Source organism: Micromonospora coerulea (assembly GCF_016598485.1).
Classification (GTDB): domain Bacteria; phylum Actinomycetota; class Actinomycetes; order Mycobacteriales; family Micromonosporaceae; genus Micromonospora; species Micromonospora coerulea.
Genome location: NZ_JAEMUW010000016.1, coordinates 33,848 through 46,662 on the forward strand (window position 1 = coordinate 33,848; position 12,815 = coordinate 46,662).

The following is a 12,815-nucleotide window of genomic DNA, read 5'->3' on the forward strand; positions in this document are numbered from 1 at the left end:
TGAGTGTCGGGGCGAAACGGATAATTGGCGCAGATCGCGAATGCTGTGCGCGCGTACCGCGCCCTAGGTGGCGTCGGCGTAGCAGTCGACGACGGACAGGTCCAGCGGGAACCGGACCGGGGTGTCGCCGAAGAGCAGCGCCGACGCTCGCGCGCCGGCCGCGGTGACCGCCTCCGCCACCGCGTCGGCCTGCTCGGCCGGGCAGTGCACGATCACCTCGTCGTGCTGGAAGAAGACCAGCTCCGCGGCGGTGCCCGCGAGGGCGGTGCGCAGGGTGGCCAGCAGCGTGGAGGCCCACTCGGCGGCGGTGGCCTGGATGACGAAGTTGCGGGTGAACCGGCCCCGGGAGCGGGCCGCCCGGGCCCGGGGGCTCTGCGGGTCGGCCCCGCCGTCCGGCTCCGGCTCGTCGGAGTCGGCGAACCCCACGCCGCTGGGCGGGCAGGTGCGCCCGAGCCAGGAGCGGACCAGGCCACCCGCCTCGCCGGTGCGGGCCGCCGCCTCCACGTAGCCGAACGCGGTGGGGTAGTTGCGCTTGAGCACCGCGAGGGCGGGCACCGCCGCGCCGCCGGTCTGCCCGTACATCGCCCCGAGCAGGGCCACCTTGGCCCGGGCCCGGTCACCGGCGAAGGCGTCCCGGGCCAGCGCGGCGTAGAGGTCGCCGGCCCCGCCGGCCGCCGCCAGCCGGGCATCGCCGGAGACCGCCGCGAGCACCCGGGGCTCCAGCTGGCCGGCGTCGGCGACGACGAAGGTCCAGCCGGGATCGGCCACCACCGCCCGGCGGATCACCTTCGGGATCTGCAACGCCCCGCCGCCCCGGGTGGCCCACCGGCCGGAGACCACGCCGCCCGGGACGTACTCCGGGTGGAAGCGGCCGTCGGAGATCCAGGCGTCGCGCCACGCCCAGCCGTGCGCCGTCCAGATCCGGTAGAGCTCCTTGTATTCCAGGACCAGCGGCACCGCCGGATGCGCCACCCCGCGCAGCACCCAGGCGCGGGTGTTGGGCAGCTCCACGCCGGCCCGGGCGAACGCCTTCAACAGCTCCGCCGGGGAGTCCGTGTGCAGCTGCCGGACGCCGAACGCGTCGGCGATCCGGGCGGCCAGCTCGGCCAGCCGGCGGGGCGGCCCGCCCATCGGGGAGGCCTCGCCGAGCAGCTCGGCGAGGAGCGCGTCGTGCACCTCGGCCCGCCACGGCAGCCCGGCCATCCCCATCTCGGTGGCGATCAGCGCGCCCGCCGACTCGGCGGCCACCAGCAGCCGGAACCGGCCGGGGTGCCCGGTCGCGGCGATCCGGGCGAGCTGGTCGGCGTACACCCGGGCCAGCGCCTCGATGCCCGGACCCGGCGGACCGGACGGCGCGTCGAACAGCGCGCCCTGCCCGTGGCCGGGCGGCTCCGGCGAGCGGGGCGCCGGGTCGGGCGGGACCGGCGCGCCGGTCAGCCGCGCCCAGGCCGCGGCGAGCGACCGGGGCTCGCCCCACCGGCCGGCGTGCCCCAGCAGCAGCGCCTCGGTCAGCTCGACGTCGTGACAGCGGTCGAGCCGGACCCCGGCCCGCAGCAGCGCCGGGTAGACCGTGGCGCCGGAGGCCCAGACCCAGCGGGGGCGGTCGGCGACCTCGCGGGCGGCCACCGCGGCGGCGAGGTCGGTGACCGGCTCCGCCGGACCGGCGGGGCGGCCGGCGAGGTCGAGGGGTTGCAGAACTCCCCCACCCCGCTCGTCCGCCACCACCGCCACCAGCACGGACGCGATTCTCCCCCGCCCCTGTGACACTGCGCCCCGCGCGGGCCCCCGAGCACGGAAAGAGTGGCCATCCCGGGCGGAATGGCCACTCTTTCCCGGAAACTGCGCCCCGTGACGGGTGGGGTTACTTGCCTACGCCGGCGGTGAGGCCGGACTGGACCTGGCGCTGGAAGACGATGTACACGATGAGCACCGGGAGCATCGCCATGGTGACGCCGGCGAAGAGGCCCGACCAGTCGGACTTGTAGCCCTGGTTGACCGAGAGCTCGATCAGCCCCTGCGAGATCACCTGGTTCTTCGGCTCACCCGCCACCGACTGCATGAGCAGCGTCGGCAGGTACCACTGGTTCCACTGGCCGAGCACGTTGAAGATGCCGATGCTGATCAGGCCCGGCTTGGCCATCGGCAGCATCACGCTGAAGAACAGCCGGCTGTGCGAGGCCCCGTCGACCATGGCCGCCTCGGCGATCGAGTCGGGCAGCGTCCGGAAGAACGAGTGCATGAAGAAGATCGTGAACGACAGCGACCACGCCACGTAGACCAGCATCAGCATCACGTGCTTGTTCGGGCCGAGCAGCGGGAAGACCACGCCCGTGTTGTAGACGCCCTTGAACAGCGGGACCGCGGCGAGGTAGATCGGCAGGGTCAGCCCGGAGAGGAACATGTAGTAGATCAACCGGTTGCCGCGGAACTCGTAGCGGGCCAGCGCGTACGCGGCCATCGAGCCGAGCAGCATGGTGAGGAAGACGCTGCCGATCATCACCAGGATGGTGTTGAGGAAGAACGCCCCGAGGTGCCCCTCACCCCACGCCCGGGCGAAGTTGTCCCAGTGCAGCGTGTCGGGGATCAGGGAGAGCGGATCGCGGATCACCTCCGAGTCGCTCTTGAGCGCCGACATCACCACCCACAGCAGTGGGTAGATCACCATCACGGCCCAGACCACCAGGAAGGTGTGGGAGAAGCCGTTGAAGATCCGGCCGCCGATCGCGGCGGCGCGGGACGTGGTACGCGGTGCGGGATCGGGTCGGGTGGCCGGGCTCTCGTCGGGCCGGATCAGACCACCGTGTGTCGCCGTGCTCATGTCCAGCCTCCTCAGAACTCGATACGCTCACGACGGGTGATCCTCAGCTGCGCCGCGGCGAGCAGGATCGTGAAGATCGCCAGGGCGACACCCATCGCGCAGGCGTAACCGAACTGGCCCTTCTGGAACGCGGTGAAGTTGAGCACCGACGCGAAGATCTCACTGGCGTGGTTCGGTCCGCCCTGGCTGGGCGTCATGACGAAGACCAGGGCGTACATGTCCAGGGCGATGAAGCCCAGGTACACCCAGGCCACCGAGATCGTGTCCCGCAGCAGCGGCAGGGTGATCCGGAAGAAGGTGTGGAAACGGCCGGCCCCGTCGAGGAGGGCCGCCTCGTAGATGTCCTTCGGGATGGACTGCATCGCCGCCGAGAAGAGCACCATGTAGAAGCCGGCGCCGCTCCAGACCGCGATCAGCAGCAGCCACCACAGCACCGCCGGTACGCCGAGGAAGGGCTCCGGGTCGGCGGTGAAGGCGATCGGGTTCTCCGGGTCGCCCAGCCCGATCTTGATCAGCAGGCCGTTGATCAGACCCTGTCTGTCGGTCCGGTAGATCTGCTGCCACATCACGGCGATGACCACCAGCGACAGCACCTGCGGAAAGAAGAAGATGACTTTGTAGACGGCGGAGCCGAACACCCCCCGGATGCCGGCCCTGTCCTCGCGACCGCCCACGTTGAGCAGGAACGCGAGGAACAGGGCCAGCGCGATGGTGAACAGCGGCACGGTGATCAGGAAGAAGACGTTGTGCCAGAAGGCCTTCCTGATCAACTCGTCCGACAGCAGCCGGACGTAGTTGTCGAGACCGACGAAGCGCTGGGAATCCGAGTACCCGCCCCAGTCGGTCAGCGAGTATCCCGCCGCCTGCGCGAACGGCCACACCACGTAGAACAGGTACAGCGCGACGGGCAGGGCCAGGAAGCCCGTGACGAAACGCGCGACTCCGTGCCGCATTGGACTCACTCTCTCGTTCGGATCAGGCGGTGCGGGTCTGCTTCTTGATCGACGAGTCCTTGGCGACCTTGTCGGCGGCCGCCTGCATCTTGTCGACAAACTGCTGCGCGGTCAGCCGGCCCGCCATCAGCTCCTCGGACAGGTTCTGGCTCTCCTTGTCCAGGTCGGCGTAGAAGTCCTGGAACTTGACCGAGATGAGCTCGCTGCCGCCGTTCTTCATCAGGGTGTTGGCGCTGGCGAGCGCGGAGTCCTGCACGTTGTCGCCGGAGCCCTTGGTGGAGGCCAGCGACTTGGTCAGCTCGGCGAACTTGGCCGAACCCGCCTTCGACAGGATCGCCCGCAGGAACTCCTTCGCAGCCTCCTTGTTCGGGGCCTTGCTCGGCACGACGAAGCCCTCGCCGGACGCGGCGAACACGTCCTTCGGCGCCTTGTCGTCGGCGTTGCTCCAGTAGTCCGACAGGGTCAGCTCGAAGCCCGGCGGGATGGTGGCAGACATCTCGTTCTTCAGCCACGTGCCGACCTGGATGAACGCCGCCTTGCCGTCGAGCCAGGCCTGCTGCGACTGGGTGTGGTCCAGCTTGCCCGGCAGCAGCAGCCGGTCCTTGACCAGCTTCTCCCACGGCTCCAGCGCCTTGAGCACGCCGTCGGCCTTCCAGGCGTTCTCCTTCAGGTTGTCGATGTCGACGACGACCTGCTTGCCGGCGGTCTTCCAGATGCTCGCCATGAGCCCCCAGCGCGGGTAGTAGCCGTGGACCGCGTCGTGCACGTACGGCGCCATGCCCTTGGCCTTGATCTTCGGGGCCAGGGCGAAGAACTCGTCCCAGGTGGTCGGCGCCTGCCAACCCTCCTTCTTGAACAGCGCCGCGTTGTACCAGTTGCCCCACACCGTGTACGCCACGTTCACGACGTAGAACTTGCCGTTCTGCGTGCCGTCGCCGACCGTGCCCGGCAGCAGCGAGTCCGCAACGCTGCCCTCGCTGTCCCAGGCGGGCGCGGTGAGCAGGTCGTCGAGCGGCTCGATGGCGCCCTCGTTGATCAGCGTGCTGCGGTCCATCATGTCGGCGCCCGAGTTCATGACGAGGTCACTCGGCTGCGTCGCCATCTTCGGCTGCTCTTCGGTCTTGATCTTCTGGGTGGAAGACATGTTGACCGTGATGTTCGGGTGCTTGGCGTTGAAGACGACCTTGTCTTCCTTGGCCCACTGGTCGCCCAGGCCGCCGTTGAAGATGACCACCTTGACGGCGCTGCCGTCCTTGACGCCGAACGGGTTGTCCTTGCTCTTGGCGGCGCCGGTGTCGTCGGACTTGGTCGGCTCGCTGCCGGCGCAGGCGCTGAGCAGGCCGGCGACCGGGGTGGCCAGCAGGCCAGCCGCGGCGGCCCGCTGCAGCAGGGTCCGGCGGTTGAGGTCGCCGAGGTTCTCGGGGGTTACCGACATCTCTGTCTCTCCTTGTGGTGTCCGGGTCAGGCGGTCCGCCGGAGGCGCCCGGCGTACCGCGACTCGAGGGCGAGGTTGTGCTCGTCCCCACCGGGGACGTTGGCGGAGAGGTAGATAGGGGGTACCTCCCCGGCCTGGTGGAACCGTCGTACGACCTCGGCGGTCAGCAGCTGCGCCAGCAGCGCGGCGGTGACCGACGAGACCGCACAGACCGCGCCGCCGCCCTCGAGCGGCAGCAGTGCGTCGCCGTACGGCGCGCCGTTGTCCAGCACGACGTCGGCGAGGTCGGCGAGCCGGTACCCGGACGGGTGCCGTGGGGCGACCCGTGCGGTGTGCTCGACCGAGGTGACCGCGATCAGCGGGTGGCCGCGTTCCTTGACCAGCGTCGCCAGCTCGACGACCGAGCCGTTGATGCCGGACTGGGAGGCGACCACGAACACGTCCCGCGGATGCGGCGCCGCGAGGGCGTAGAGCTGGTGGGCGACGGCCGGGTCGCGTTCCAGCTTGGGGTCGGCGAGCACGTCGCGGGGCGCGTCGCCGTGCAGCACCAGGTCATGCAGGGAGAGCCGGTTGGTGGGCACAAGTCCGCCGGCCCGGGCGACCAGCTCGGCGGCGAACGCCTCGGAGTGCCCGGCGCCGAAGCCCTGGAGCACCCCACCGGCCCGCAGCCCGGCGACGATCAGGTCGGCCGCCCGGTCCACGGCTTCGGCCTGGGTGTCGACCACCCGGTCGAGCACCGGTCGGACGGCGTCGGCGTACCGCTGTGCGCTGATCATGAGGCGGCACCCTTCGCGGCCTTGTGGCCGTCGACGGCCTGGGCGGTACGGCGGAAGGCCGCGTGGGCGCGGTCGTGGGTGCGCTGCGCCACCGCGATGTAGAGCAGGTCGAGGACGACGAGCTGGGGGTGCCGGGCGGAGAGCGCGTCCGGCCGGAACGTGGTGGCCTGGCTGGCCGTCAGCAGCACGATGTCGGCGAGTTCGGCCAACGGCGACCGGGGGAAGCCGGTCAGCGCGATGGTGGTGGCGCCCCGGCTGCCCGCCTCGGCGAGCAGCTCGATGGTCTCCCGGGTCTGGCCGGTGTGCGAGATGCCGAGGGCCACGTCGCCGGCGCCCAGCAGAGCGGCGCTGGCGAGTCCCTCGTGCACGTCGCTCCAGGCCCAGGCCGCCACCCCGATGCGGTGCAGGCTGAACTGCATCTCCTCGCCGACGAGGGCACTGCCGCTTGCGCCGAAGATGTTCACCCGGCTCGCGCCGGCGATCGCCACCGCGGCCCGTTCGACCTCGGCGAGATCGAGCAGCGCGGCGGTGTCGTGCATGGCCCGGGTGTCGGCGGCCATGATCTGGTCGAGCACCCGGGACAGCGGGTCGCTGGGCTGGATCTCCCGGCCGATGTCCACCGTCCAGCCCGCCGAGCGGGCCCGACCGGTCTCCGAGGCGATGCCGAGCCGCAGGTCGGCGTAGCCCTCGAAGCCCATCGCGCGGCAGAACCGGGTGATCGTCGCCGGCGAGGTGCCGCTCCGCTCGGCCAACTCCACGATGGTGGCCCGGGCCGCCGCCTCCGGGTCACTGAGCACATGCTCAGCGACCCGGCGCAACGCCCCCGTCAGCTCCCCCGCCCCGGCCCGGACCCTCGCCAGCACCCCGTCCGCGGAGACGCCCAGCGCACTCCGCCGGTCGACCGCATCGGCGTCGACCACCGCGGTCAGCGCGGAGGTGTCCACCTCGTGATCAACCATGGGACGCCTTTCGGAAAAGAGTGTTAACTGTTAGTGGTAAAAGTTCTTACTGAAGGGCCCCCCGTGTCAAGAGCGTGGGCGAAGTTTTCAAACTGTTACCTGGCGCACAGCTCTCCGGACGACCCTGAATCTTGCTTCCGGCGTCCCGCCCGACCAGCATGAAGGCCGCCAGCAGCGACCCCAGGGAGGCTCACCGGATGTCCGGCACCGTCGTGGTCGGTCTCGACGTCGGGGGTACGTCCACCCGCGCGGCCGCGCTGCGCCTGGACGGCGTACGCCTCGGCAGCGGCCGGGCCGGCGGCGGCAACCCGACCAGCCATGGCGCCGAGCGGGCCGCCCACGAGCTGCTGACCGCCCTGCGCGGGGCGCTCGCCGAGGTCGACCCGACCCGGGTGCGCGCCGGGGCCATCGGGCTGGCGGGGGCCGGCCGGCTGCTCGCCGACCCGGCGGGCCGGGCCGCGTTCGATCGCGCCTGGCACGACGCCGGCCTGCGCTGCCGGTACGCGGTGCACGGCGATGCCCTGGTCGCGTACGCCTCGGGCACCGCCGTCCCGGACGGCACCGTGCTCATCGCCGGGACCGGCGCGATCGCCGCGCAGGTCCGCGACCTGCGCCTGGACCGCACCGCCGACGGGCACGGCTGGCTGCTCGGCGACGCCGGCTCCGGCTTCTGGCTGGGCCGGGAGGCGGTCCGGCGGCTGCTGACGGACCTGGACCGAGCCCGCCCGCCGGGCGTCCTGGCCGGCCGGGTTCTCGTGGAACTGACCGGCTCGCCCGACGTGGCGGCCCCGCCCCGGGCGACCGCGGAGGCGGTCGTGCAGGCGGTCACCCGCCGCCCGCCGGTGGAACTGGCCCGGCTCGCCCCGCTGGTGGTGGCGGCCGCCGTCGAAGGGGACCCGACCGGCGTCGAACTGGTCGGCGAGGCCGCCGCCCTGCTCGCCGAGAGCGTCACCCGGATCCGGCCGGCCGGCGCGACCGACCCCGTGGTGCTCGGCGGCGGCCTGCTCACCGCCGACACCCCGCTCGCCGCCGCCGCCCGGGCGGAGCTGGCCCGGCGCTGGCCGGACGCCCCGCTGCGGACGGCGGGTGACGGGGCCGCCGCCGCGGCCTGGCTCGCCGCCCGCGAGCTGCCGGAGGTGACGGATCCGCCGGCCCTGCACGCCCTGCTGGTCCCTACCTCGAGCTGACGGCTTCCTCCCGCTGGCCGCTCGCGCCGGCCGTCGCCCATGGTGCTGGTCGGGACGCGGCGCCCTCGCGAGGCGGGTGGGCTGGTCGGGAAGCGACGCTCGCCCGAGCGGGGGCTCCGCCGCGCGGGCGGGTCCGGGCGCGCCGGCGGGCGGGCCCGGTCCGGCCACAGGACGGGCGGGTCCGGGCGCGGAGCCGCACCCCGCACACCGCGGCCGCCGGACGGGAAGCTCGGCACCTGCCCGAAGCCGGCGGGGATGTGCCTGCCACACGCTTTGGAGCTGATGTCGCAGACGATTCAGGGCCGGAGGGCACACGACCTCCCGACGCCACCCAGCCCGACCATCCGATGCCGCAAACGATCCAGCACGCGACCGGCCCCACGACCTCATGCGCCGCCCAGCCCGATCATCCGATGTCGCAAACGATTCAGCTCCATAGGCGGCTCGCCGTAACAGCGAGCCGACCAGGCCGACCGCGCTGACCGCGCTGACCGGTAGCACCGAACGCGGTCGGCCCGGCGCCACGGGTCGGCCCGGCGCCACCGGCCGGCCCGGCGCGAACGGGTCGGCCCGGCGCGAACGGGTCGGCCCGGCGCGAACGGGTCGGCCCGGCGCGAATGGTCGACGCGGCGCGAATGGTCGACGCGGACCGGGCCAGCGGGCGCCGCTGCCAACCGCCGGGCGGCTAGTCGGTACCGCTGAGCGCCTGCTCCAGCCGGCGCCAGACGTGGCTGCGCCAGCCGCCGTCGAGCAGGGTGAAGGTGCGGCGCTGGACCGGGTCGTCCGGGTCGAAGCCGGCATGCTCGAGGAAGAGCCGGGTGCCGCGCCCCTCGGCGACCAGCGTCCAGGTGACCACGGTGTCCAGCCGACCGCCGCGCCAGGCCCAGCGCAGCCGGCGCGGCGGTTCGATCTCCAGCACCTCGCAGTGCACCACCCCGTCGAAGCCCTGGCCGGGCCGCGGGTCGGTGCGGAAGGTGAACCGGTGGCCCGGGTCGGGACGGAAGTCGTTCGGCATCAGCCAGCGGGCGAGCAGATCAGAATCGGTCAGCGTCCGCCAGACCTTCGTCGGCGGATGAGCCAGGAACTGATCCACGGCGATGGCCCGGGGATCACTCATCGGGCAGCCCGTCCAGCACGTCGCGCAGGTCGGCCAGGCGGGCCCGCCAGAACCGCTCGTACGGCCCGAGCCAGTCGGCGACCTCGCGCAGCGGCTCCGGCCGTAGCGAGTAGAGCCGCTGCCGGCCGACCGGGTGCTCCACCACCAGCCCGGCGTCGCGGAGCACCTTCAGGTGCTCCGAGAGGCTGGGGCGACGCATGTCGAAATGGTCGGCGAGCTGCTGCACCGGCTGCTCACCCCGCTCCAGCAGCAGCCGAAGCAGCTCCCGTCGGGTGGGGTTGGCCAGCGCGGTGAAGACGTCAGACACGGGTCGCCTGCAACACGATGCCGTTGCCGTCGGGGTCGTCGAAGGTGGCGTACCGGCCCCAGGGTGCGGTCTGGATCCCGCCGTCCGCGAAGGCCACGCCCCGGGCGCGCAGCGCGGCCACGTCCCCGTCGAGGTCGTCGGTCTCCACCACGAGGCCCTTGAGCGAGCCGGGCGGCATGGTCGGGAACCAGGTGACCAGGGTCAGCGCGGTGGCGGCCCCCTTCGGGGCGACCTGCACCCAGCGACCGCCGGGGCCCATCGGGTTGTCCCAGATCAGGTCGAAGCCGAGGGTGTCGACGTAGAAGTCGCGGGCCCGGTCCTGGTCGCTGACGGGCACGGAGATGAGCTGCACATGAGTCACGGTCATGCCGCCACAATACGTAGGAGATTTCCTACCAGTCAAGCGGAGGAAGGGCCGGCCGACCCGGGGGCCGACCGGCCTTTTCCCTGCTCCGAGGTCAGTTGGTCGGGTAACCCGGCTGACCCTGCGGGTGGCCGTACTGGCCCTGCGGGATCGGCTGGCCCTGCGGGGCGTGACCCGGCTGATCCGGGGCGGCCGGCCACGCCTGGGCCGGCTGGCCGGGGGCGGCCGGGTAGCCCGGCGCCGGCTGGCCCGGGGCCGCCGGGTAGCCGTGGCCCTGCGGGACCTGCTGGCCCGGGTGGCCCTGGCCGGCGAACTGGTGCGCGGCGGCCTCCTCCTTGGCCTCCTTCCGCGCCTTGAAGGCCCGGACGATCAACAGGATCGGCAGGATGAAGGCGTAGAAGAAGATCCGGTACGTGCCGCCGTCGAACAGGAACATGAGGTAGAAGCCGTAGCCGAAGAATGCCAGGCCCACCACGACGTTCAGGATCCGCGAGCCGATGCCCTGCTCCTGGATCGCGAGGCCGATGACGATCATCGCGATGCCGCCGAGCATCAGCAGGAGGGTGTACAGAAGAAACATGTGATCCCCGTCAATCAGGTGAATGTGCCGGCCCACCATAAGGGAGCCCGGCCCGATCTCGCTGACCCGTTTGCCTGTGGCAACGGACACGTCATTTCAGCTGGCCGGCCGTGAGTCCCGCCTGGATCTGCCGCTGGAAGGTCACGTACACGACCAGCACCGGGAGCACGGCGATGGTCAGGCCGGCGAAGAGCTGTGCGTAGTCGCCGGCGTATCCCTGGTTGACGGCGAGCGCGTTCAGCCCCTGGGCGAGCATCCACCTCGACTCGTCACCCTGCATCAACACCTGCGGCAGCAGGAACTGGTTCCAGTGGCTAAGGAAGTTGAAGATGCCGACGCTGATCAGTCCCGGTCGCGCCATCGGCAGCATCACCCGGAAGAAGAGCCGGAAGTGCCCGCAGCCGTCGATCAGGGCGGCCTCCGCCACCGAGGTCGGCAGCGTGCGGAAGAACGCGGTCAGGAAGAATACGGTGAACGGCAGCGAGTACGCCGCGTACACCAGGATGAGGCCGGTCCAGGTGCCGAAGAGTCCGGCGTTGCGGACCACGAAGAACAGCGGCACCAGGGCCAGGAAAACCGGGAACATCATCCCGCCGACGAACAGGTAGTAGACCACCTGCCGGCCGCGGAACTCGTACCGGGCGAAGACGTACGCGGCCGTGGCGCCGAGCAGCATGGTCAGGGTCAGCGAGCCGGCCACCACCACCGCGCTGTTCAGGAAGTACTGCCCGATGTGCGCCTTGGTCCATGCCCGCGCCCAGTTGTCCAGGCGAAGCGCGCCGGGCAGCCCCCACGGGTCGGCCAGGATCTCGCCGTTGCTCTTCAGCGAGCTGAGGAACATCCAGGCCAGCGGCAGCACGGTCATCGCCGCCCAGAGCAGCAGGAAGGTGTGCGAGAAGGCGTTCGCCACGCCCAGTTCCCGCCGCAGCGGCCGGTCGGCATGCCGAGGTATGGGCTGGCCGCCAGCCTTCTCAACGGCTGTGGCGCCGACGGCGGTCGCAGGGTCCGCCGTGCGGGACGGCGAGGTCTGGTCCGGGTTAGCAGTCACGCCGCTCCCTCCCCTCAGAAATGTCACAGTGGACTCGTAACATGGCGGGCGTGGGTGAAGCGGTGAGGCGAGCGTTCAAGTACCGCTTCTACCCCACGCCGGACCAGGCGGAACAGTTGAGCCGCACCTTCGGATGCGTTCGCCTTGTGTACAACAAATCTCTCGAAGAGCGCACCCGGTTCTACAAGACCAAACGCCGCGCCATGAGCTTTGCAGAGACGTCTGCTGCGCTTACCCGCTGGAAGAGGACGGACGAGTACGCCTTCCTGAACGAGGTTTCGTCCGTTCCGCTCCAGCAAGCGGTCCGTCACCTGCAGACAGCTTTTGATTCCTTCTTTGCTAAGCGGTCTGGATACCCTCGCTTCAAAACCAGGCGGCGTTCCCGCGCTTCGGCTGAGTTCACGCGCTCCGCTTTCACATGGCGGGATGGGCAGCTCACCTTGGCAAAGATGCGCCGTCCGCTGCGGATTGCCTGGTCGCGTCCGCTGCCTCCGGGTTCTGACCCGTCTACGGTTACCGTAAGTCGCGACGCCGCAGGCCGCTGGTTCGTCTCGCTTCGCGTCGAGGATCGATCGGTGAGACCACTGCCAGCCACTGACCGCGTCGTCGGCGTGGACGTGGGCCTGAGTGCGCTGGTCACCCTCTCCACTGGAGAGAAGGTTGCCAACCCGAGACATGCGGCCCCCGAGCGGAGGCGACTGCGAAAGGCCCAGCGAAGCCTGTGCCGTAAAGAGAGAGGATCCGCCAACCGCGAGAAAGCCAGGCTTCATGTCGCCAAGATCCATGCGCGGATCGCCGACCGACGTCGCGACGAACTTCATAAGCTGACCACCCGACTCGTCCGCGAGAACCAAACGGTCGTAATCGAGGACCTCAGCGTCAAGAACATGCTTCAAAATCACAGCCTGGCAAGGGAAATCTCCGATGCTGGGTGGTCGGAACTGCGCTCGATGCTGGAATACAAGGCCCAGTGGCACGGCCGCAGCGTCATCGTAGTCAGCCGATGGTTCCCGTCCTCCAAGCGATGCTCCTCCTGCGGCCATTACGCCGAGCGGATGCCGTTGAACATCCGTTCTTGGAACTGCCATTGTGGGGCAACGCACGACCGGGACGTCAATGCTGCTAAGAATATTCTCGCCGCCGGGCTGGCGGAGAGACAAAACGCCTGTGGAGGACCGGTAAGACCGGAACCGCGTGCGCGGCGACGGCACGGCCCGATGAAGCAGGAAGCCCGACGAGCGATCGCGGCGTCCGCCTCGAAATAGGGCGGA

13 protein-coding genes are annotated in these 12,815 nt (G+C 70.8%); 2 read left to right on the forward strand and 11 right to left on the reverse strand.

What is annotated here, in order from left to right; all coding sequences use genetic code 11:
• Positions 1 to 63: 63 nt before the first annotated feature.
• From I8N68_RS20595 to I8N68_RS20620, 6 genes are all read right to left on the reverse strand, one after another.
• Complete coding sequence (locus I8N68_RS20595) at positions 64 to 1,737, reverse strand: bifunctional 3'-5' exonuclease/DNA polymerase (protein WP_372433778.1); 1,674 nt, start codon at positions 1,735 to 1,737, stop codon at positions 64 to 66.
• A 124-nt stretch (positions 1,738 to 1,861) separates the two neighbouring features.
• Positions 1,862 to 2,818, reverse strand: a complete 957-nt coding sequence (locus tag I8N68_RS20600) for a carbohydrate ABC transporter permease (protein ID WP_200212481.1) — start codon at positions 2,816 to 2,818, stop codon at positions 1,862 to 1,864.
• An 11-nt stretch (positions 2,819 to 2,829) separates the two neighbouring features.
• Positions 2,830 to 3,771: a carbohydrate ABC transporter permease gene (locus tag I8N68_RS20605; protein ID WP_200212483.1), complete on the reverse strand. Its 942-nt coding sequence runs from the start codon at positions 3,769 to 3,771 to the stop codon at positions 2,830 to 2,832.
• Between the two features lie 22 nt (positions 3,772 to 3,793).
• On the reverse strand, positions 3,794 to 5,206 hold the full coding sequence (ngcE, locus tag I8N68_RS20610; protein WP_200212485.1) for an N-acetylglucosamine/diacetylchitobiose ABC transporter substrate-binding protein: 1,413 nt from the start codon (positions 5,204 to 5,206) through the stop codon (positions 3,794 to 3,796).
• Positions 5,207 to 5,232: 26 nt separating this feature from the next.
• Positions 5,233 to 5,982 (reverse strand): SIS domain-containing protein, encoded by a 750-nt coding sequence (locus tag I8N68_RS20615; RefSeq protein ID WP_200212487.1) that lies wholly within the window; start codon positions 5,980 to 5,982, stop codon positions 5,233 to 5,235.
• Entirely contained in the window at positions 5,979 to 6,941 is a 963-nt protein-coding gene (locus tag I8N68_RS20620) for a MurR/RpiR family transcriptional regulator (RefSeq protein ID WP_200212489.1), read from the reverse strand. Before I8N68_RS20620 ends, I8N68_RS20615 begins: the two co-directional genes overlap by 4 nt.
• 197 nt (positions 6,942 to 7,138) lie before the next feature.
• Between I8N68_RS20620 and I8N68_RS20625 the strand changes: the two genes are divergently transcribed.
• Positions 7,139 to 8,128: an N-acetylglucosamine kinase gene (locus I8N68_RS20625; RefSeq protein WP_200212491.1), complete on the forward strand. Its 990-nt coding sequence runs from the start codon at positions 7,139 to 7,141 to the stop codon at positions 8,126 to 8,128.
• 685 nt (positions 8,129 to 8,813) lie between these two features.
• Here I8N68_RS20625 and I8N68_RS20630 read toward each other — a convergent pair.
• From I8N68_RS20630 to I8N68_RS20650, 5 genes are all read right to left on the reverse strand, one after another.
• A complete protein-coding gene (locus I8N68_RS20630; protein WP_200212493.1) occupies positions 8,814 to 9,245 on the reverse strand; it encodes an SRPBCC family protein in 432 nt (143 codons plus the stop codon).
• A complete protein-coding gene (locus tag I8N68_RS20635) occupies positions 9,238 to 9,552 on the reverse strand; it encodes an ArsR/SmtB family transcription factor (RefSeq protein ID WP_200212494.1) in 315 nt (104 codons plus the stop codon). Before I8N68_RS20635 ends, I8N68_RS20630 begins: the two co-directional genes overlap by 8 nt.
• Positions 9,545 to 9,919: a glyoxalase superfamily protein gene (locus tag I8N68_RS20640; protein WP_200212495.1), complete on the reverse strand. Its 375-nt coding sequence runs from the start codon at positions 9,917 to 9,919 to the stop codon at positions 9,545 to 9,547. Before I8N68_RS20640 ends, I8N68_RS20635 begins: the two co-directional genes overlap by 8 nt.
• 91 nt (positions 9,920 to 10,010) lie before the next feature.
• Complete coding sequence (locus I8N68_RS20645) at positions 10,011 to 10,496, reverse strand: G protein-coupled receptor family protein (RefSeq protein ID WP_234040265.1); 486 nt, start codon at positions 10,494 to 10,496, stop codon at positions 10,011 to 10,013.
• A gap of 91 nt (positions 10,497 to 10,587) precedes the next feature.
• Entirely contained in the window at positions 10,588 to 11,361 is a 774-nt protein-coding gene (locus I8N68_RS20650) for a carbohydrate ABC transporter permease (protein WP_200212823.1), read from the reverse strand.
• 233 nt (positions 11,362 to 11,594) lie between these two features.
• Between I8N68_RS20650 and I8N68_RS20655 the strand changes: the two genes are divergently transcribed.
• On the forward strand, positions 11,595 to 12,809 hold the full coding sequence (locus I8N68_RS20655) for an RNA-guided endonuclease InsQ/TnpB family protein (RefSeq protein WP_200212496.1): 1,215 nt from the start codon (positions 11,595 to 11,597) through the stop codon (positions 12,807 to 12,809).
• Positions 12,810 to 12,815 lie beyond the last annotated feature (6 nt).